Source organism: Aliisedimentitalea scapharcae, from assembly GCF_045277565.1.
Lineage (GTDB): Bacteria > Pseudomonadota > Alphaproteobacteria > Rhodobacterales > Rhodobacteraceae > Aliisedimentitalea > Aliisedimentitalea scapharcae.
In genome coordinates this window covers 876216-896920 of the sequence record NZ_CP123584.1, presented here as the reverse complement: position 1 = coordinate 896920, position 20705 = coordinate 876216, and the positions used below count along the sequence as shown (strand labels likewise).

Annotated in this window: 16 protein-coding genes; 15 read left to right on the top strand and 1 reads right to left on the bottom strand. The window is 57.3% G+C overall.

The window, feature by feature from the left end; all coding sequences use genetic code 11:
* Positions 1-440 precede the first annotated feature (440 nt).
* From QEZ52_RS04170 to QEZ52_RS04110, 13 genes are all read left to right on the top strand, one after another.
* Complete coding sequence (locus QEZ52_RS04170; protein WP_406648191.1) at positions 441-3431, top strand: calcium-binding protein; 2991 nt, start codon at positions 441-443, stop codon at positions 3429-3431.
* Between the two features lie 145 nt (positions 3432-3576).
* Positions 3577-4824 carry a polysaccharide pyruvyl transferase family protein gene (locus QEZ52_RS04165; RefSeq protein ID WP_406648190.1) on the top strand — a complete coding sequence of 416 codons (1248 nt, stop codon included), beginning with the start codon at positions 3577-3579 and terminating at the stop codon, positions 4822-4824.
* A gap of 4 nt (positions 4825-4828) precedes the next feature.
* Positions 4829-6067 (top strand): lipopolysaccharide biosynthesis protein, encoded by a 1239-nt coding sequence (locus QEZ52_RS04160; RefSeq protein ID WP_406648189.1) that lies wholly within the window; start codon positions 4829-4831, stop codon positions 6065-6067.
* Positions 6064-7323 (top strand): Coenzyme F420 hydrogenase/dehydrogenase, beta subunit C-terminal domain, encoded by a 1260-nt coding sequence (locus QEZ52_RS04155; protein WP_406648188.1) that lies wholly within the window; start codon positions 6064-6066, stop codon positions 7321-7323. Before QEZ52_RS04160 ends, QEZ52_RS04155 begins: the two co-directional genes overlap by 4 nt.
* Positions 7320-8297, top strand: coding sequence for an acyltransferase family protein (locus QEZ52_RS04150; protein ID WP_406648187.1), 978 nt, complete (start codon positions 7320-7322; stop codon positions 8295-8297). Before QEZ52_RS04155 ends, QEZ52_RS04150 begins: the two co-directional genes overlap by 4 nt.
* Before the next feature lie 75 nt (positions 8298-8372).
* Positions 8373-9608, top strand: a complete 1236-nt coding sequence (locus tag QEZ52_RS04145; protein ID WP_406648186.1) for a hypothetical protein — start codon at positions 8373-8375, stop codon at positions 9606-9608.
* Positions 9609-9630: 22 nt separating this feature from the next.
* Positions 9631-10566: a glycosyltransferase family 2 protein gene (locus QEZ52_RS04140; protein WP_406648185.1), complete on the top strand. Its 936-nt coding sequence runs from the start codon at positions 9631-9633 to the stop codon at positions 10564-10566.
* On the top strand, positions 10563-11813 hold the full coding sequence (locus QEZ52_RS04135; protein WP_406648184.1) for a glycosyltransferase family 4 protein: 1251 nt from the start codon (positions 10563-10565) through the stop codon (positions 11811-11813). Before QEZ52_RS04140 ends, QEZ52_RS04135 begins: the two co-directional genes overlap by 4 nt.
* A gap of 160 nt (positions 11814-11973) precedes the next feature.
* A complete protein-coding gene (locus tag QEZ52_RS04130) occupies positions 11974-12372 on the top strand; it encodes a UDP-N-acetylglucosamine--LPS N-acetylglucosamine transferase (protein ID WP_406648183.1) in 399 nt (132 codons plus the stop codon).
* 26 nt (positions 12373-12398) lie between these two features.
* Entirely contained in the window at positions 12399-12941 is a 543-nt protein-coding gene (locus QEZ52_RS04125; RefSeq protein WP_406648182.1) for a glycosyltransferase, read from the top strand.
* A complete protein-coding gene (locus tag QEZ52_RS04120; RefSeq protein WP_406648181.1) occupies positions 12938-13783 on the top strand; it encodes a glycosyltransferase in 846 nt (281 codons plus the stop codon). Before QEZ52_RS04125 ends, QEZ52_RS04120 begins: the two co-directional genes overlap by 4 nt.
* Before the next feature lie 4 nt (positions 13784-13787).
* A complete protein-coding gene (locus QEZ52_RS04115; protein ID WP_406648180.1) occupies positions 13788-15845 on the top strand; it encodes a hypothetical protein in 2058 nt (685 codons plus the stop codon).
* A gap of 25 nt (positions 15846-15870) precedes the next feature.
* A complete protein-coding gene (locus tag QEZ52_RS04110) occupies positions 15871-16515 on the top strand; it encodes a sugar transferase (protein WP_406648179.1) in 645 nt (214 codons plus the stop codon).
* A 57-nt stretch (positions 16516-16572) separates the two neighbouring features.
* Here QEZ52_RS04110 and QEZ52_RS04105 read toward each other — a convergent pair whose 3' ends face one another.
* The gene (locus QEZ52_RS04105; RefSeq protein WP_406650304.1) at positions 16573-17172 is read right to left on the bottom strand and encodes a response regulator transcription factor; all 600 of its coding nucleotides are present in this window, start codon (positions 17170-17172) and stop codon (positions 16573-16575) included.
* A 300-nt stretch (positions 17173-17472) separates the two neighbouring features.
* On the opposite strand from QEZ52_RS04105, the gene QEZ52_RS04100 reads away from it, so the two are divergent.
* Positions 17473-17964 carry an oxidoreductase gene (locus QEZ52_RS04100; RefSeq protein ID WP_406648177.1) on the top strand — a complete coding sequence of 164 codons (492 nt, stop codon included), beginning with the start codon at positions 17473-17475 and terminating at the stop codon, positions 17962-17964.
* Positions 17965-18002: 38 nt separating this feature from the next.
* Complete coding sequence (locus QEZ52_RS04095) at positions 18003-20588, top strand: ATP-binding protein (protein ID WP_406648175.1); 2586 nt, start codon at positions 18003-18005, stop codon at positions 20586-20588.
* Positions 20589-20705 lie beyond the last annotated feature (117 nt).

Below are 20705 nucleotides of genomic sequence, written 5' to 3'. Positions count from 1 at the left end.
GACGGCGCGGGATCTCATGGGCAATATCTGCAGCCGAGTGGATTTTTAAAAGTTGCGCTGTCGTGCTTTGGGCAGCGGTCGCCACTTTGAAGAGTGTTCGTCTCAGAATTGAAACCTTGCATAGCTCGATCGTCCTGGAATCGACCAATTAGCATAGCGTTTCGCTACTGCATCGGCGCACGTAGACTGGTTCACTTTCAGTAAGAAAATACTCGACTGATTGAAAACAAGAGCTTCCAAAGATCGTCCTTCCTAATCAAAAGGCGCATCCCGCTTCAAATTTGAAAGCACCGAGAGTCCAAATTTACCAGCCATGGACCGTTTGCGCCGGTGCGCGCTGTTCGTAATGCGGGCAGCCTAAGGCGGCTTGGATGTGTGAGGGGCGATGTCCTATTCGCCCGACCACAGCGTATGTACCGTATTAGAGAAAGCGTTCGACGATGGATAATTTGTTACAAGACGTGGAAGAGCGGCTGACCTTTGACCAGTATGCCGTTTCAGATCATTGGGTTGGCGGAACTGGAGACGACGGAGTCGCCACATTGTCAACATCAGTCGAAACTGTCGCTGGCGTTCCATACGAGCTTGAATTCAATCTGGCGGCCAACCTTTCGGCAGACGTGGAAAGCGTTACCGTTGACGTCTTTTTCGGTGGCCTGAACGTCGGTGAATTTGTGCACACAGGGGGTATTTTCCAGACCTATGTCTTTGACTTGACCGGGACGGGCGGTACGGCCGAACTCTCCTTCCATATCTCCAGCAGTTCGCAAAGCGGACCTGACACCATCGACACATCCGGTGTGGTGCCCAGTTACTCTGTGGTCATGACTTTCATGGGTGCAGACGTGACAGTGGACGCCTTCGCACCGGGGCAGAATTTCGTGTATCAGGTCCTGAATGGGCAACTCGTAAAATTCGATTTGGAGACCAACAGTTATACCCAGGCGGAAACCCCCGCCGCGGTGAATGTGAACGCCATCGGCTTTTCCACCGAAGACAACCTGATTTACGGGATTGCAAGATCGAACGGTGTTGATGCGGCCGGTGCCGCCATTGCGCGAAACGACGTTGTCGCAATTGATGCAAGGGGGGCGACCTATGTGGTCTCGGATGACGTCATGGGCTCCTATATCGGCGATCTTGATGATCAGGGAAACCTCTGGACTTTTAGCGGCAACCTAAGCCGGGCCGTGGTCTATGACCTTTCAGGTGCAAACACGGACGGGTCCCTGCCGCATCAGCAGATCGATTTGCCATCAATCGGATTTGCGACTAGCGGTCTGGCCGACCTGGCATTCCATGCTCCTACCCAGACTTTTTATGGGGTGGCTCATTCCGGGGCTCTTGGGGAACCCGGCCTGCTGGTGGCCATCGATGTCACCGAAGTGGCCGTGGGCAGCGTGCCGTCCGTTACGACACAGACGATTTCGGGCACACTTGTTGACGGCGAAATGCGCCCCGGTATTCCAACCGGCGCATTTGGTGCCACAATCGTCGACGGGGACGGCAACGTCTATATCGGTGCCAACAACACCGATCACGATCTGGACAGTTCAACACCTGCCTCCGGCGGGTTCTATCGCGTTGTCACCGGCGATGATGGGGGTCTTTATTTGCAGCTGCTTGCTGACGCGCCGCGCGTCAGCAGCAACGATGGCGCAATGGATACCCGTGGCGTCGACCCATTTCTGGGGATCGACAGCTCTTCTACCGTGCTGCTTCGCGCACCCGTCCTGTCCGTGGCCGTTGCCGAAGACGATCTGGTTCAACTTGCCGCAAAAGGCGATGGCGTCACCATAGATTTGCTGGCCAATGATGATGTGTCACAGGGTGAGACCCTGACATTGACGCATCTGAATGGTCAGGTTGTCGAGATTGGGGACGAGGTGGTTCTGGCGAACGGTGAGGTCGTGACATACCTCGGCAATGGCCAGGTGTCGGTGACGCCGGGCAGCACGCCCAGAGATGTTTCAGCCGAACTGACGTATAGCATCGTGAACCAGAGCGGGATCACGGATACCGCAACGCTGACGATACAAACGTCGCCGGTGCAGGGCACGGCCGGAAATGACCATATGGTGGGGTTTGTCGATGCTGACGGCACCCATATCGACGGGCCGGATGGGCTGGATGATGTGATCCTTGGGTATGGGGGAAACGACAAGATCTTTGCCAGATCGGGAAATGATGACATCTATGGCGGTGAAGGGAATGACTTTATTCGCGCAGCGGCAGGAGATGACCTTATCTATGGTGAGGCTGGCCGCGATGTTTTGGACGGTGGCGCAGGACATGACCGGATGTTCGGCGGCACGGGAAATGACATCTACTTTGTAGATAGCATTGGGGATCAGGTCTCGGAACAGGGGGGAGACGGAACCGATACCGTAAAGTCCAAAGTGGATTTTGTCCTGGGTGACGGGCTGGAGCATCTGTGGCTGGCCAAAGGGTCAGACGCAACAAATGGGACGGGAAATGCGGCCCGGAATATGATCGTCGGCAATCAAAACGACAATCTCCTGCGCGGTTTGTCAGGCAATGACAACATGATAGGCGGTGATGGCGACGATACCCTGTACGGCGGCGGCGACCACGACAAGCTGCATGGTGGCGACGGTGCGGATATGCTTTACGGCGGCTCCGGAAATGACAAACTGCACGGTGGTCAGGGCAACGATACCGCATTTGGTGGCGACGGAAACGACGTCCTTTGCCCCGGTGATGGCGATGACGTGATGTATGGGGGCGATGGCCGTGACCTGCTTTCCGGGAATGCGGGGGCGGATACAGCTTATGGTGGGCTTGGTGACGACACCTACAAGGTGACCGACGCCTTGGACACGATTATCGAATACGCCGACGAAGGCCACGACGTTGTTCATGCATTCGCGAGTTTTTCACTTTCCGCCAACGTCGAAGATCTGGTTCTGCTTGGCTCAGGTGATTTCCATGGAACTGGGAATGACGGCGCGAACCGGATAACCGGCAATTCCAACAACAACGTCTTGGCCGGGAACGCCGGCAACGATCACCTTGATGGGGGGACAGGCCACGACGAGATCTCCGGCGGTGCCGGTGTGGACAAGCTGTTGGGGCGCAGCGGCAACGATATCCTGGCAGGTGGCGCAGGCAACGACACCCTTGCCGGGGGTGACGGTGACGACGTCTTGTCCGGCGGGGCCGGAGACGACCTTATCTGCGGTGATTCAGGGGCTGATACTTTTGAGTTCAGCGCAAATCATGGACACGACGAAATCCGCGCCTTTGACGTTTCCGAGGACATCCTCCATTTCATTGGCATTCAGGCGGATTCGCTTTCCTTCTCTGAAGAAAGCCAGAGCGTTCGCCTGACGTTTGATGCCGAAAACAGTGTGCTGTTTTTGGGCGTGACGGCTCAAGAATTGGAAACCGCCAACATCGTTTTCCTTTGAAGTCGGGCAAAATTGCCCCTGTTGCATCTGCCCGCCATACTTTTGGATAGCGCGTGCTGTGCTTTCGCAATCTGCTTTCGGCCTATGCGCGCACCCTCGCCCTGAAAGAACCCGGTAAAACCAGTTTAAGAGAGTGAGGTCTATTATGATTACGTTATTGAACGCGGCCCCAGACACCGGAAACCAAGGTGTGAGCGCCCTGTGCCATTCGGTCGTATCCGGTTTGACGCAAAGAGGCGCAACATCTGTGACCGTTGCCGATCACGGGCGTGGTCGGCGGCGCGCTGATTGGGGCTACGCATCGGTTGATCTCGTGGGTTTGACGCACAATCGGCGGTTCTGGCGTGGGGATAGCCTTCGCACTGCACATGCATTGGTGCGTTCAGGTGGCGGTTTCAGCGCCTCGGCCCGGGCGGTTTCGCGCGCACGCGCAGTGCTGGATATTTCGGGCGGCGACAGCTTTACGGATATTTACGGCCCCAAACGCTTTGAAGCGATGGTCCTGACCAAAAAGATGGCGCTGGATGCAGGCGTTCCGTTGATCCTGCTGCCCCAGAAGCTGGGGCCGTTTCAATCGCCAAAATTGGCCAAGCAGGCCGCGGAAATCCTGCGCCGGTCCACGGCCGTTTGGGTCAGGGATGCGCAAAGCTTTGAGTATCTTCAAACCCAACTGGGTGCGGATTTTGATCCGTCAAAACACAAGCTTGGTGTTGATGTCGCCGTGACTTTGCCCGCAAGCAAGCCTGCCAAACTGGCGCAAGATCTGTGGGCTTGGCTGACCCCAACACGGTCCTTTCCCCTCGCAGGGCTGAACGTGTCGGGTCTCTTGTGCCATGACGTCGAAAATGCGCGCACTGCGTTTGGCCTTGCAGCTTCGCACAGCGATCAGGTCGAAACCCTCGCGCGGGCCTTGTTGAACAGTGACCCTAATCCGCGGCTTCTCTTGATATCGCATGTCCACAAGCCGGAAACAGAGATGGAAAGCGATCTCGCCGCTGCCCGCATGCTGGTTCAAAGGCTGGGACCTCTTGCCACGGGACGGGTGCGTATCGTCGAAGAACGCCTGAACGCGATGGAGCTGAAATGGGTTCTGGCGCAATTGGACTGGTTCGCCGGTGCACGGATGCACGCAAGTATCGGTGCGTTTTCATCCGGCGTGCCGACGTTAAGTCTCGGCTACACCGACAAGGCGCAAGGTGTTTTTGACGAGTGCGGCATAGGCCAAAATGTCGCCGACCTGCGGCGCTTGACACCCGGTGCCTTGGCCGACCGTGCCGTGGCCTCGTTTGCTGGTCGCCACGTGGTCCGGGAACAGCTCTCGATGCGGCTTGGAAGCATTCACGCGCGTGCCACACGCGAGATGGACTGCATCGCAGCCCAGTCCGGGGTCTGAGCCAATGCAGCGCGTGTCGTTGACCGGCCGATCCCTGGCGTGGGCCGTGCCAATCGCGGCAGAGGCGGCTGCGCTGGTGCGCTCGGTCGCCTTTGCTTGGGCGATTGGAGCGGACGAGCTGGGACGCGCCATGATGCTGGTACTGACTGTTCGACTGGTCGAAATGATCAGCGACGTTGGTGTGGATCGCCTGATCCTGCAGGCCCCGGACGGAGATGGGTATCAGTTTCAATCTGCCTTGCACGGTGTTGCGGTTTTACGTGGTCTGATTGGCGGAGCAGTCTTGTTGGCTTTGGCATCGCTGCTGGCAGCTGCCTTTCCCGACGGTCCCGACGCGGGCACCTATGCAACGCTGGCGATTATCCCGGTGTTTCGCGGTCTGGTGCATCTTGACTTCAGGCGCACGGAACGGTGGTTTTCTTATGCGCGTATGGCATATGTCGAATGCGGCGCGACGGTTGTGATGGTTCTCTGCCTTGTTCCGGCTCTCTGGATTTACGAAGATCACCGGGCGATGGCCGCCGTCCTGATCGCGCATGCAATGGCGTTTTCGGTGCTGTCCCACTTGGTGGCAACGCGGGTTTATCAAGTTCGTTTTTGTTTCCGTTTCCTACGCCGGGCCTGGACCTTTGGTGCGCCCTTGATCCTGAATGCGGGATTGATGTTCCTGACCTTTTACGCGGACCGCCTGATCGTTGCGCACAGCTTTGACTGGAGTGTGCTGGCGCTTTACGGCGTCGCGCTTCAACTGGCGATGCTGCCCGCCCAGATCGTTGGCCGCGCAGCGGGTTCCCTGGTTTTGCCACGACTGCGGGACGCGCTCGCGGCTGATACCTTTGCGCGGATTTGGCCCCAAGCACTAGCGGCACATGTCGCCATTGCGATTTGCATGGTGGTTGGCTTTACAGCCTTTGCACCAACTCTCATCGCGCTGGTTTACGGCGGTGATTTTCGCCCGGGTCCAGGCCTGGCTTTGGCGCTCGCAATGGCCGGCGCATTTCGCATCCTGCGCACCCCGTATTCACAATTGGCGATCGCGGTTGGCCGCACCGCGGATCCGGCACGGGCCAACATCGTGCGGGTTTTGGCACTAATTCCGGCAACAATTTTTGCGGCGGCAGGGTGGCCATTGGTCATGATTGCCGCTTCGGCGGCACTGGGCGAAGCCGGGGCAACATTGCGCGCGTATTTCCTGGCAACCGAAGCACGGCGTCCCACAACATCACACGAGGTTCTGGTATGAACACGGATCCAATCACCTCCATCGTTCAACGCAACCTGTGCACGGGCTGCGGCGCCTGCGCGACCGGCAATGACAAGTTCATCAAAATGTTGGACGACCCTGAAAACGGTCGTCGCCCTGTTGTAGATCCATCTCCCGAAGGCGTGCGTGCATCGCACGCGGCAGTGAAACGCTGCGCCGGTATCGGAACGGATTGGGGGCAACTGGAGATCCAGGACAGTATCGATATGGCATGGGGCCCCGTTCTGGCGGTCTGGGAGGGCTGCGCCCAGGATCCCGAGATCCGGCATCGCGGCTCTTCTGGTGGTGCTGTCACGGCCCTGGCAACACATGCGGTTGAAACCGGTCTGGCGGCAGGTGTCGTCCACATCGTCGGTCAAAAAGATGACCCGCGCCTGAATGAAACGGTGATCAGTCGGGATCGGGCCGGGCTGCTGCGCGGGGCCGGGTCGCGATATGCACAAGCCAGTCCCGCCGAGGCGCTGAGTGAGATTTCCACGCGCCCGGAGCCGGTGGTCTTTGTTGGGAAACCCTGCGATGTCGCGTCGGTTCACAAGGCTGTATCACAGGACCAAGAGCTGGCAGGTCGCATTCCGCTGACCATCGCGATCTTCTGTGCTGGGGCACCTAATCTGGCCGCAACGGATCGGTTGCTGACACGTCTCGGAGTTCCCAAACAACACACACTCACGGACCTCAGGTATCGCGGAAACGGCTGGCCGGGTCTTATGCAAGCCAAGTGGAAAACGCCGCGCGGTGAACAGCACACCAGCGATGGTATTTCGTATGGCGAAGGCTGGGGCACAATCCTGCAAGCGAGCCGTCGCTGGCGATGCCGGATTTGCGCCGATCACACCGGTGCGTTTGCAGATATTTCCGTCGGCGACCCCTGGCACACGCCACCCGGCGGAGATACCGACGCCGGGCGTTCGCTGATCGTGGCGCGGACGGCGCGTGGTCGGCGCATTGTCGAGGCGGCGATCCGCGAGGGGGCGTTGATTGCCGCCCCTGCGAAACGTGACGTGATAGCGCGCGCGCAACCCAACCTGTTGGCGACGAATGGCGCGGTCTGGGGGCGCCGGGCGGCGATGCGGATGGTTGGCATGAGTACGCCAAATGACAAAGGCCAGAAGCTGTTTCCGTTTTGGATGAAACTGTCGACCAGGCAAAAAGCCCAGTCCCTGCTGGGCACATGGAAGCGCGTGGTCAGAGAACGGCTTTGGCGGGTCGTTTCGATCTCGGATCGTATCCGATGACTTTGGGACGGGCGCTGCGATCCCCAAGCAGTGAAAATCTGACTCTCTTGCGCATCGTGCTGGCGGTTGCGGTAATCGTCAGCCACGCATGGCCACTTGCGCTGGGTGCGGGAACGGGAGAGCCGCTGGAGTATCTGACCGGGCGCTCGCTTGGTGGGTGGGCCGTGGGCGTGTTCTTCTTTCTGTCGGGCCTGCTCATCACAGGGAGCGCTGAGCGCAACGACGTTGCACGATTTTGGCAAGCCAGGGTATGCCGAATTTTTCCGGGGCTGGCGGTGGCACTGATAGTGACGGCAAGCCTTGCATTGGCCAGCGGCGCGAGTACGAACTTACAACAGCTCACCGAATGGTATCTGCGGGCGATCACCCTTGTTTCAATTGAACACCGCATAGCGGGTGCCTTTGCACTGAACCCGTATCCCGAGGTCGTCAACGGGCCGCTATGGAGCCTTTTTCACGAGGTGGTCGCCTATGCGCTTTGCGCTGCGTTTGTTTTGGCAGGTGGGACACGTCGGACCACCTTGGTCATCGCCTTGGTCGTTGTGACGACTGCGTTGGCGTGGGGTCATGATGTTCTACCGGGGCGTCTTGCAACTTTCGCGCCGCTGTTTGCCGCGTTCTGTTGGGGGATGGCAGCATATGTGTTTCGGGATCGGATCAGGGTGAACCTGTTTCTGGCGCTGGCTGGAATGACGCTGGCACTTGTTCTCCCCTGGACCATTGTGACCGGAGTTGTAGCAGGCGGCCTGGTAATTTTCGCCCTGCGCTGCCCCATTTTTCCGCCAATGAAAGACGTCTCCTACGGACTGTACATCTATGGCTGGCCCGTGGCACAGACTGTCGTCGCGCTTTTGCCGGGGCTTTCCCCCGAAGCGCTGGCCATCATCAGCGTATTTGCCACCTATCCATTGGCTTGGATCAGCTGGACATACGCCGAGAGCCCAGGCCTGACGTGGCGCAGGGTGGAGGTCTGAACATTGGCTGGCGTGCGTTCGATATCCAGATCGATTTGGGGCACACCTTTGCCTGTGGTTTGCCTATTGTTCGCAATGATGCTGCCAACAGCGGTGTCCCTGAACCTGGGCGGGTTGCGATTGTCGGCATGTCGATTGGTTTTGCTGGCCCTGTTCCTGCCAATGCTGTTTCAGCTTTTGACCAACCAGCGAGGTCGCCTGCACCTGTTTGACGCATTGGTTCTGGTCCATTGCTTCTGGGCATTGCTGGCCTTGATCAAATGGGGTGGCCTTGTGCAGGGGATCGAGTCCGGCGGGATTTATGTGGTCGAATGCGCGGGGGCCTATTTGGTGGGGCGGCTCTACATCCGGTCGTGCGAAGACTTTGTGGCCATGGCGCGGGTCTATGTCGGGCTTGTTCTGGCAACCTTGGTGTTCACCGTGCCCGAGGCGCTGACGGGTATCCATTTTCTGCACGACAGTCTTGCCAGCGCTTTCGGGGGGCCAAAGGCCGCCTATATCGAGCCACGCATGGGGATCGAACGCACCTTTGGTCCGTTTGATCATCCGATCCTTTATGGCGTGTTCAGCGCGTCCGCCTTTTCGCTGGCCTATTTCGTTCTGGCCGAGCGTCAGCTGGGTAAATTCGGCAATTTTTCCAAGGTTGCAGGTGTCGGGATGGCGACGTTCATGTCAGCGTCCGGCGGCCCTTATGTGGTGCTCATGGTGCAGATGTTTGTCTGCGCATGGGAGCGGATTCTGGGCGCTGTTCAGGGACGGTGGGCGGCGTTGTTTACATTGTTCGCAATCGCCTATCTGGCCATCGATCTTCTGTCGAACCGGACACCATTTCACGTGTTCGTCGAATATCTGACCTTCTCCAAACAGTCCGCTTACAACCGGATCTTGGTCTTTGAATACGGGTCCGCCGAAGTCGCACGCCATCCCCTTTTTGGTATCGGGCTGGGTGACTGGGTTCGCCCGGTCTGGATGTCTGACAGCATAGATAACTTTTGGCTGGTGACGGCCGTGCGGTATGGGCTGCCCGCTTTTTTTCTTCAGGTCGGGCTGGTGCTTGGGATCGTCTGGGCTGTGGGTCAAAGGCAGGGTTTCCCGCCCGCGTGGCGGCGGGCGCGACACGCATGGGCCTTTACGCTGTTTGGCATTTGCGTCGCTGCCGCCACCGTGCATCTTTGGAACGCCCTGTTTGTTTTGTTTTTCTTTCTGATCGGGACAGGTGCCTGGATGCTGGACGCATCACCCACCCGGAGCCGCACCCTGCGGCGAACGCCCGCATTTTTGCACGCCATCCGCCCGGTACGGCTGTTTTGACCACTCACAAGGGGGAAATCCCGTGGACCTGTCGATTATCATCGTAAACTGGAACACCAAGGACCTGTTGCGCGACTGCCTATGCACAGTAGAGCGGGGATTGGGACAATTGCACGCCGAGGTTCTCGTGGTCGACAATGCTTCGACAGACGGCTCGCCCCGGATGGTGAGGACCGAATTTCCATGGGTGCAGCTGATCGAAAGCAGCCGGAACATGGGCTTTGCGGGCGGCAACAACGCGGCACTGCGAAGCGCGAGCGGGCGCTATGTAATGCTGTTGAACACCGACACTTTGGTGCATGGGACTGTCTTGGAAAACGCTGTTGCATGGATGGATGCACATCCCAACGCGGGCATCATGGGGCCGCGGGTTCTGAACGCCGACGGCAGCGTCCAGCCCTCGTGCAGTGCCTTTCCCAGCTTGCGAAACCTCGCAATGCAAACGGCGGGTCTGACGCGGTTTCGCCAATTTGACGGGTATCGGATGACGGGATGGGACCGGTGCCAAGAACGTCAGGTCGACGTGATTTCCGGGGCGGCGATGTTCGTGCGCAGGTCGGCAGTGCAAAATGTTGGCCTGTTGGACGAAGCGTTCTTCTTTTACGGCGAAGAAACCGATTGGTGCCGGCGGTTTCGGCACGAAGGTTGGGACGTGGTGTTTGCGCCCATTCCCGAGGTTACACATTTCGGAAACGGATCTGCCAACAAACTGAACCACCGGCGTGACGTGCTCATGACAGAGGGCACAACCCGGTTGCATCTGAAACATGGCGGCCTGGCGGCAGCCATGATTTGCTTTGTGATGCTGGCGGCACACAATGTCTCGCGCGCCGTCTTCTGGGCAGCGCTGGGGGTATTGGATAGGCCCGGGGCCCGTCAACGTGCCCGACACTTTTTGCGGGTGGTCGGCGATCTGCCGAAGGCGTGGCCAACAGCAAACCGGGAGGTACGTTCTTGAAAATCCTGTTGATCGCACCCAACATTGACGCAACCGACGTAGGCGAAGCATTCGTGGCTTTTAAATGGGCCAACGCATTGTCCGAACGGGTGGATCTGACGGTTCTGGCGTTCCAGCGTCCCGGACGACCGGATCTGGCCACGCAACTGCCCAAGGCACGGGTCGTGACCTGGGCTGAACCAGCCTGGGTCCGCAAGCACGAGCGGCTGAATGCCATGCTGAAACCGGCCTGGCCGTATTTTGCGCGCTGCGTTGGGCATTGGCTTCGATCAGCGTTGAACAGGGGCGCGCATTTTGATCTGGCACATCAATTGATGCCGCAGGCCGCGCGTTATGCATCACCGCTGCGTCGCTTTGCCATACCATACCTGATAGGTCCTCTCGGGGGGGCTTTGGAAACGCCTGCGAGCTTTCGATCCGAAGCTGCCAGCGCGCCAGTTTTTACCCGTTTACGACAGTTGGATCGACTGCGGTTCAAATATGACCCCTTCTTGCGTGATACCTATCAACGCGCGGCCTGTGTTCTGGGGGTGGCCCCGTATGTACAGGACGTTCTGGGGGATATTCCTTTGCAACGATTTGAACCGGTTCTGGAACTGGGCATCGATGATGTTGCACCGGTTCATCATCGCCCCATAAAAACCGGGCATTTGCGCGTATTGCACGTTGGACGGGGGGTGCGCACCAAAGGCCTTCGCGATGCGGTGCGGGCACTGGGGCAGCTCAAGGAAATGCCAGGCATCACGTTGACCAGCGCAGGGGCTGGCGAAGAAATCAACCTTTGCCGTGCCGAGGCGGCGCGTTTGGGTGTTGCAGACCGTGTACGTTTTCTTGGCAGGATCCCGCGCAGTGAGGTTGAGGCACTCTATGCCTCTCACGATGTTTTTTGTTTCCCTTCATTCCGCGAACCTGCCGGTGGCGTGCTGTATGAAGCCATGCGGCACGGATTGCCCACCGTCACCGCAAATCGGGGCGGACCTGGGTGGATCATTGATGATGCGACGGGCATCCGAATTCCAGTGAAAACACCAGATATGTTCGCGCAGGACATCGCAGAATCGCTGCGTACTTTGGCAGAAAACCCCGCGCTTCGAATTCAGCTGGGCGAGGGTGCGCGCCGCAAGGTTCTGCGCGACGGGCTGTGGAACAACAAGGCAGACAAGCTGGTCGCGCTCTATGGGTCGGTTGTGCATCGCCCAAGGGTCACAGGTCTACCACTTAAGGATAGCTACGCATTCCCTTTGTGACCTCAATCAACACTTTTACACATTAACATCAAACATTTAAGTGGGGGTATTCTGTTTTCAGAACCAGTCGTCTGAAAGTGGAACATCCATTATGCCCTCCCAAAAAAGAACTGAACCCGTTGTCCTTGCCGTTTCGTCGGGCGGTGGTCACTGGACACAAATGCAACGTTTGGCACCAGCGTTTTCCGGGGCCCAGATCCATTATGCCACAACTGACGCGTCTGCGTCCGAGCAGGTTGCCGGGCGAAACTTCCATGTTTTTCCGGATGCCAACAAGGACACGCCGGTGCGCCTGCTTCTGTGTGCACTTTCGCTGGCATGGATCGTTGTGCGTGTGCGCCCGGACGTGATCGTTTCAACGGGTGCTGCGGGTGGATTTCTCGCGATCAGGATCGGGCGGCTTCTCGGTGCACGCACCATGTTTATCGACTCGATCGCGAATGCGCGCAGCCTGTCGGCTTCGGCGCGATTGGCCCTGAACGTTGCCGATCGTGTGCTGTCCCAATGGCCTGGCGTCGCGTCAAAGGCCGGGGCCGAGTATCGCGGTGCGGTGATCTGATTTTCACGCAAACCTGGGGGAATGCCATGATCTTCGCCACTGTCGGAACACAGCTACCTTTTGATCGACTGCTAACTGGTCTGGACCGTTGGGCAAAGCACAACTCTCATGTGCCGGTGTTTGCCCAATGCGGGGAGAGCGCGGCCAAGGTCACGAGCATCGAAACGGCCAGCATGCTGGGCATGTCCGAATTTCACCGACGTTTTCAAGCCGCCTCTCTGATCGTTGCCCACGCCGGGATGGGTACCATCCTGACAGCGGCAGAGCTTGGCAAACCGGTGATCCTTATGCCTCGACGCGCGCGTTTTGGCGAACATCGCAACAACCATCAGCAAGACACCGCACGCGAGATGTCGCGGTTGTCCAATGTCACGGTTGTTCAGGATCAGGACGGGCTACACAACGCCTTGGATCTCGCCATGTCAGGGCAAACAGGCGGCGCTCACTGCGCCGGGGTACCTCAAGCGGCCGAACTCGCCCCTCTGATCGAGGTCATTCGAGAATTTGTGTGGGCGGACGCCTCGGAGAAGGCGGTGGACACCTCTCAGCGAAGGAGGTCAGCGGCGTGACCGAAGCAACCATCCTTATCCCAGCCCATAACGAGGCGGCGGTCATCTGGCGCACCTTGCAGCACCTGTCGCGTGGTTTGCCACTGGACAGGTTTCGTATTGTCGTCATTGCAAATGCTTGTACTGACGGCACTGTGGGTCGAGCCTTGTCAGCCCAACCACAAGCAACCGTTCTTGAAACCGATACGCCGGGTAAATGCAACGCGCTCAATCTTGGCTACCAAGTTGCCGCCAAGGACATACCGGTTGTCTGCCTGGACGCCGATCTGGACGTGACCTCGGAAAGCCTGAAGGCACTGATCACCGCATTGAACGGTGATGCGATCCAGGCAGCCTGCGGACAAATGGATGTTCAGGCCACCGAAGCCTCTGCGGTCGTGCGCGCCTACTACAAAGGGTGGCGGACGAACCCCTATTTTGACAATGGGAAATTCGGTGGTCTGTTTGCACTTTCATCACAAGCCGCAGCACAGATATTCCCCTTGCCCCACATCACGGCCGATGACGAATACATTCGTCGCAGTATCCCCAAACAAAACATCGCTTTTGTGCCGGAATGCCGGTTTACGGCGCGCGCGCCGAAGACTGTCCGCAGCCTGATCGCCGTTCGGCGGCGCAGCCTGCGCGGTGCCCGCGCGGTGACATCCATGGGCCTGCCAAGCCCCGAGACCGGAAGCCCCGGCACAGTGATCAAGCGGGCAATTCGGAATCCTGCATTGGCGTTGCCGCTCTCTGTCTATGCCTGTGTCAATGTCTGGTCTCGGGTATCCATGTCATGGGGCAGAGCAAGACCCGGTGCAGAACAGTGGGAGCGGGATCTGACAACCCGTTCAGCGGGGTGATGTAATGGTCAGCGTCGCCGCAATAAACTCTGATGAGGTGTTCGAAGCTCAGGCCGCTGTAGCCGAAGAGCCGGTGCAGGCAAATCCCTTCGCAGCTGTCGCGCGCGCAATGCGTGGACGGTGGATCAAGACAGTTGCGCTCGGCGCGTTCCTGTCGCCTGCCGTTGCAATTATTGGCTACATTTCCGGCACGCAACTCTTTGAATCTCAAGCGATTTTGCGTGTCTACCCGCAAGAATCCAACATCCTCTATGCGACTGGAGAAGACTCGGTCCTGAAGATTTTTTCCAGCTTCGTAAAGGCCGAAACGACCTATGTGGCCTCGCATCCGGTCATGGAGCGGTCGGTTCAAAAGCTGTCGGTCACCCGCCCCGATTTGGCTGACGGGTTGACGGCAACCGATATGGCACGCTCGGTGAACATCAGACGATCCGACAGCCTGATTGTACTCAAGACGCTCAGCAAGGACCGTGTGTTTGCGGCCCAGAAGCTGGACGCGGTGATTGCCTCGTATCTGGCCCTGAAATCCGAGGCCGAAGAGGCACGCTCGACGGTGCGGTTGTCCGAACTGCACGCGCGGGAAATGGATCTAATCGAACGGCTTGCGGCATTGCGCGCGAACCAACTGGAAACCGGCGGAGAGTTTGGGCTGAACGCCTTGGCCAAAGCGCATATTGAAAAGATCGCACAGGTCGATGCACTGGCCGCCCGCAAGTCGGAAGTGACCGCCACGCTTGCAGCGCTTGAGACCGAAGACATATCTTCATCGGCGGATACGTCGGACCAGGAAATCATGCGCGCGACCCTGTTGGACCGGGCCATGGCCGACCTCAGCTTTGAGCGCGCAAAGCTCAAAAGCCACTTGGCCGGATTTCGCGCGGGCTATGGCGACAAGAGCAACCTGCGGTTCCAGCGCAAGATCGCGTCAAAAATCGACGAGATCGCGGTCATTGAACTGGCGATGTCAAATCGCCGCGACCAGATCCGTGTTCTGGGCCAAACCGGAGCCCTGACCGCAGCCAGCAACACTGGCGAAGACACCACGCTTGCCGAAATCAGATCCCTGCTCGTAAAAGTATCCAAACAATTGGACAACGCCCGTCGGGAAGCCAGAGACCTCAATCGACGCCGTATCGACCTGGACGGGATCGAAACAGAGATCACCGCCGCCGAACGGCTTTTGGAAGAAACCCGTCGAGCGCTGGAGGTGATCCGGCTTGAATCCGGCCGTGCCCTACCGGGGTATGCAGTTGTGATGTCTCCGCCATCGCGCACTTTGGAGCCCGCAGAAGACACCCAAAAGATGATGATGGCCACCGGGTTTGCCGGCGGCATTGGGGTGGCGCTGGCTGTTATGCTGGTGCTTGGGTTCAGCGATCGAGGCGTGCGGTTCGCCGAGAACCTCTTGCCTGTCAAAAAGCAGCTACCGGTTCGTCAAGTGTCGGATGCGGGTGCCGATGACTCCCATGCCGCCGATCTGCTGCGCAACGAATTGCAGGTGCAATGCCTGAGAAAACCACGGTTGGTGGGATCGGCACCTGTCATCGCGGTCACCAGTGTTCAGTCAGGCCCGTCGACGGACTGTGCACGCGCACTTGCGGAAAGCTTTGCGCGCGCTCGGATGAAGGTTTTGTTCATCGATGCGGATATTGCAAATGCAAGCAGGGGAGATGGAACAACAGGATGGCGTGACCTGTTATTAGGTTCCAAGATCAAACTGCACAGGACCGACGACAAGCCAGGTCTGGTGTCTATTGGCAAGGGGTTTGCCGATCAGTTGGACGACACAGCCGTGTCGGTCACAATGGTTCGGTCCGCTTTAACCCGGGCAGCAAAACCGTTTGACGTTGTCGTTGTCTCGACCGGCGGAATGCAGGATTGCCTGTCCGCCCGGTTCGTCCTGTCAAATGCCGATGTTGGCGTTCTTTTCGTCACGCCCGACGTCACCCGCGCAACTGTTCTGAACCTGGTCGACCAGCTCGACCATTTACCTGCCAACGGCAGCATTGCGGTGATGCGTCACGCCTTGCCAGGTGATCCCTGGCTGGCGGTGCGCACCTGAGTTTTTCCCGTACGGAGGTTTCCCAATGACCATGATGACCGTGAATTCTGTCTGCTCGAAACCCAAAACACGCGGTTGGCGACACAAGCGACTGTTGGACCTCGTGTTGTGCGCGATCGCCCTACCGGCCTTGGTTCCGGTTCTGTTTTTCATCGGCCTTGCGGTGATGGTCACATCGCGAGGACCTGCGTTTTTTGTGCAAACGCGGGTGGGGCTGGCGGGCGATACCTTTGAAATGTTGAAATTCAGATCGATGTACGTGGATGCGGAAAGCCGTCGTAACGAGGTTGGGCACCTCAGCGACCGTCAGGGCATTTGCCTAAAAGTGAAGCACGACCCTCGGATCACGCCCATTGGTCGCTTCCTGCGCCGCTGGTCTTTGGACGAACTACCGCAGGTGATCAACGTCCTCACGGGAGACATGTCGTTTGTGGGGCCGCGGCCGGGGTTACCCTGCGAGGTGGCGCAATATCCAGAGGCGGCGCATCAGCGTCACGATGTATTGCCGGGAATTACTGGGTTGTGGCAGGTTTCGGGTCGCGCTGAGATTGGATTTGACGAAATGATCGAGCTGGATTTGGAGTATGTTCGGCAGATTTCGCTGTGGATTGACCTGCGCATCCTATTTCGAACAGTGCGTGTGGTGATGGGCGGCCAGGGCGCATACTGAGAGCCATGGCCGCTATGGAGCAAAGCAAATTAGGGCACCGATTCTGGCGTGTTCACGTCAAAGCAGGTTCTGATCCCGCGCGATCATGGCCGCATGGGTACGGTTGCGCGCCTCGAGTTTCCCGCACAACGTCTTCACGTGAAGCTTGATCGTCGCCTCCTGCAAATCCAGATTGCGTGCGATCTCCTTGTTCGACAGCCCATCACATAAACCGCGCAACACTTCGGTTTCGCGCGTGCTTAGGTTGCCAGCTGCGGAATCCGGTTCTTGCATGAAATTGTAGGGCGCAAAAATCTCCCCCGCGATCATGAATTTCACCGCATTGCTCAAAGATATCGAGGCGATGGTTTTGGGAACGAAACCGGCCGCGCCCTGGTTGATAGCATCCTGAACCGCAGCACGGGACATGTTGCCCGACAAAAGCGCAACAGGTTTCCCGTCGTTGGCAGCCTTCATTCTGGCTAACCCTTCCAGACCATTCATGCCGGGCATTTTGTAATCAAGGAGGACCAGATCGAATGCGCCGCTTTGTTCGACTTGTGCAATCGCTTCCCCCAGATCCGAGACTGTTTCGACAGCTTCGAATCCTTCCTGCATCAACAAAGACGCAATCGCTTCTCGAACGAGATCGTGATCATCGGCAATAAGTACCCGCATCGTCAATTTACCTGATTGGCGGGCTTGAGACTGTACGCGTGGAGGGTTTTGAATTTGTAAATTATGCATAACCAGTCCTCTGCCAATTTGCACTCAATTGAGGTTTTTTTTAGAAATTTTTCTCACCCAAGGTGTAACAGATGTGATTTTCGCATTCTCCCGATCAAAAGGCGGCGATTTCGGCGATTTTGCTCTAGCTCCTATACCAAAGTAGAGTGTGAACCGACCTATGCGCCTGTGACCTGCACAGATGTCCATGGCATTTTCAGGGCCATCAAAAAATGGCCCAAGAGGTGAACAATGGGATATCTAACGCAATTTACAGCAGCCGTCGCGCTCCTGTTCTTTTCCACCATTCCTGCAATGGCAAGCGACACCGTTTTGACAGTGTCCGGGGTTTCAACATCCACTGAGACCACAGCCACGTATGAGTACGCATTTTCGGACCTTCGGGGTGACGGCGAGGTAACTTTTACCACGACGACACCGTGGACCGAAGGGGAACAGACATTCACGGGCGTCCCCTTGTCATCGTTTGTATCCTCGCTCGGCATCAAGACGGGTAAGTTGAGGGCGACGGCCGTCAACGACTACTCGGTCGAGATCCCGATCTCCGATGCTCTATTGGAAGGACCGATTATCGCGTTCCTGAGAAACGACGAACGCATGTCAGTGCGCGAAAAGGGACCTCTCTGGATTGTATACCCCTACGATTCCAACGCCAAATTTCGCACCGAGATTGTGTATTCCCGCAGTATTTGGCAGCTTGATCGGATTGTGGTGAGCGAATAGGCACATTTGCCGCCCCCTGGTCAAAGGCGCATTGAAATTTGAAAAACACCCTTTCCACTCTTCCAATTCGCGGCATCCAAGGCGCAGGTCCGTTTGCGTCGACCGTTGCTATTGCGGTCATTGGGATCATGATATTTGTTGTTGCGGGAAGCCTGAGACAGGAAATCGACGATCAGACGACCGCCACTGCGGATACGACGCAATGGTCGCTTGCCCAAACCGAAGTTGACCTGCAGCGGCTTCAAAACGCCGTTTTGGTGGCATCGCGTGATGAAAACACCGGGCTACAGAACCTACGCAACCGTTTCGATATCTTTTACAGCCGGGTCCTCACAATCTCTGATGGCCAGCAATTCCAGGACATTCGCAAAAAGTCGGATGCACAGGCCGCGTTGGACGCACTGACCGATTTTTTGGACAGTTTTGCACCCGTATTTGATGGCGACGATGCGCAACTGCGCCAACGATTGCCTGACATCGAAGCGACCTTGATGGATATCGCACCAAAAGCACGGCAGTTTTCCCTGACCGGCATGGGCGAATTCGCAGCCGGTGCCGATGCACACAGAAACTCCGTTGGTGCCCTGCTGGGGCAGATCGCATTTTTGACCTTGGCGCTGGTGACGATCTTTTTTGTGGTGGTCCTTTTCCTACTCAAGCTCGTTCAACGGAGTTCATTGGCTGAGAATTCGGCCGCAGAGTCCCGCAATCTCATTCAGGAAGTCATCTCCACGTCGATCGATGGCATTCTAACCATCGACACAGAGGGGTGTATCATTGACTATAACGGGGCCGCCGAGCGGATCTTTGGCTACACCCGCCAAGAAGCCATTGGTCAGCTGATGAGCAGGCTTGTTGTTCCCGAACATTTGCAAGTCGCCCACGAAGCAGGAATGGCACGCTATCGTGAAACCGGAGAACATCGCGTAGTTGGGCAAGGTCTCTTGCTGCTGGAGGCCAAACGAAAGGACGGCACCGTTTTTCCCGTGGAATTGTCCATTTCGTCAGCAACGGTAAATGGAAAAACGATTTTTGTGTCCTACCTGCGCGATATATCCAAGCGTTTTGAGGTCGAACAGGAATTGATTGAGGCGCGGGACAAGGCGATAGCCGGAGAGAAAGCCAAGGCCGACCTGATCGCGGTGATGAGCCATGAAATGCGCACGCCGCTGAATGGGCTTGTCGGAACGATGGAGCTAATGGGCGGCACGCGTCTGGATGCCTCTCAAAGCAAATACCTGTCGGGAATGGAGACATCGGCCAACCTGCTATTGCACCACGTCAATGGCGTGCTGAGCATTTCACGTGCTGACTCCGGGCTCATGGAAATCGAAAATACAGAACTTGAACCCAGGGCCTTTTTGGAAGAGCTGGTCGAGAGCCAGCGCCCTGCATTTGAGGCAAATGGCAACACGATCAGATACGACGCCAAACATGCGCCCCGTCGAATTTGGGTCGATCGGGTCAAGCTCTTGCAAATTGTCCTGAACCTTGTTGCCAACGCGAACAAGTTCACAAAAAACGGAGAAATCTCGGTCGATTGTGATCAGATGTCTGACGGTGAAACCATCGAGTTCCGCGTGTCTGACACCGGCATTGGAATCGCGTCAGAGTATCACGACACCATATTCGAAGATTTTCGGACTCTGGATTCCAGCTATGGCCGGATTGCAGAAGGCAGCGGTCTTGGCCTTGGGATCGCACGGCGAATTGTCACCGCGATGGGCGGCACCATTGGGCTGGAAAGTGAAGAAGGGGTCGGCAGCATCTTTTGGATCAGATTGCCGGTTGGACACCCGATGTCCAAAGAAGCGGATCAGAGAACCGATCAGGAAGATGTTTCAGAAGCCTCGCAATCAGATACCGACTTTTCTCCGCTGCAAATTCTGGTTGTAGAGGATAACGAGATAAATCGATTGGTCGTTATGGATATGCTTGAGAAAATTGGGCATTTTCCCAAAGTTGCCGTAGACGGGGCCGAGGGCGTGCGCATGGCAAACACACGCGCCTATGACCTTATCTTGATGGACATCAGTATGCCGGAGTTGGATGGATTAGAGGCAACTGGAATAATTCGCAGCGGTTCGGGGCCTAATCGCGGCACCCCCATACTCGCCTTAACGGCCCACGCGCTCCCACAAGATAAAGACCGGTTTAGGAGTGCGGGTATTTCGGAAACCGTTGTCAAACCGCTGACCTCCGACGTGTTAATGCGGGCAATCCAAACACATGCTGGTGCCGCATCCACGTCGAATGCGCGATCTACGCATGAGTTGAAAGCGGTATTAGACGTCCTTTCGGCGAATAAGGGACCAGAGGCAGCCCGCGCACTTGTCACAGAATTTATCGCCAGTATGGACCTTGTGCTTTCGAGGATTTCAAACCCGACGCTGACATCGCCAGAGCACCCTGAACTCGCGTCGCTCATACATAAATGTGCCGGCTCTGCCGCAGTTCTTGGATGCGAAACAGTCTCACAAATACTTGGTCAACTGGAGGACGGCGTGCAGTCGGGATCATCTGACCTCAGCCAGCTGGGCCAGGAATTGGATTTCGAATGGGCAAGTGAAAAAATGCGGTTAGAACAACATTTGGCTGCTCCTGGAAAAACGGATTTGACCTAAGGCTTGGAAACCGACGACTTTGCCGCCGGCCCCTGCCACCCGAAATAGGTTTTTGCGATCTTGTCCGTTGTCGCGCTATGCGGTTATATCCTGCTGCGACAGGGGTCAGCTCCACCT

Bases quoted from the DNA above. Each gene is read 5' to 3' on its own strand.
- QEZ52_RS04170 (WP_406648191.1), top strand. From the start codon at position 441: ATGGATAATTTGTTACAAGACGTGGAAGAGCGGCTGACCTTTGACCAG.
- QEZ52_RS04165 (WP_406648190.1), top strand. From the start codon at position 3,577: ATGATTACGTTATTGAACGCGGCCCCAGACACCGGAAACCAAGGTGTG.
- QEZ52_RS04160 (WP_406648189.1), top strand. From the start codon at position 4,829: ATGCAGCGCGTGTCGTTGACCGGCCGATCCCTGGCGTGGGCCGTGCCA.
- QEZ52_RS04155 (WP_406648188.1), top strand. From the start codon at position 6,064: ATGAACACGGATCCAATCACCTCCATCGTTCAACGCAACCTGTGCACG.
- QEZ52_RS04150 (WP_406648187.1), top strand. From the start codon at position 7,320: ATGACTTTGGGACGGGCGCTGCGATCCCCAAGCAGTGAAAATCTGACT.
- QEZ52_RS04145 (WP_406648186.1), top strand. From the start codon at position 8,373: ATGATGCTGCCAACAGCGGTGTCCCTGAACCTGGGCGGGTTGCGATTG.
- QEZ52_RS04130 (WP_406648183.1), top strand. From the start codon at position 11,974: ATGCAACGTTTGGCACCAGCGTTTTCCGGGGCCCAGATCCATTATGCC.
- QEZ52_RS04125 (WP_406648182.1), top strand. From the start codon at position 12,399: ATGATCTTCGCCACTGTCGGAACACAGCTACCTTTTGATCGACTGCTA.
- QEZ52_RS04115 (WP_406648180.1), top strand. From the start codon at position 13,788: ATGGTCAGCGTCGCCGCAATAAACTCTGATGAGGTGTTCGAAGCTCAG.
- QEZ52_RS04110 (WP_406648179.1), top strand. From the start codon at position 15,871: ATGACCATGATGACCGTGAATTCTGTCTGCTCGAAACCCAAAACACGC.
- QEZ52_RS04105 (WP_406650304.1), bottom strand. From the start codon at position 17,172: ATGCGGGTACTTATTGCCGATGATCACGATCTCGTTCGAGAAGCGATT.
- QEZ52_RS04100 (WP_406648177.1), top strand. From the start codon at position 17,473: ATGGGATATCTAACGCAATTTACAGCAGCCGTCGCGCTCCTGTTCTTT.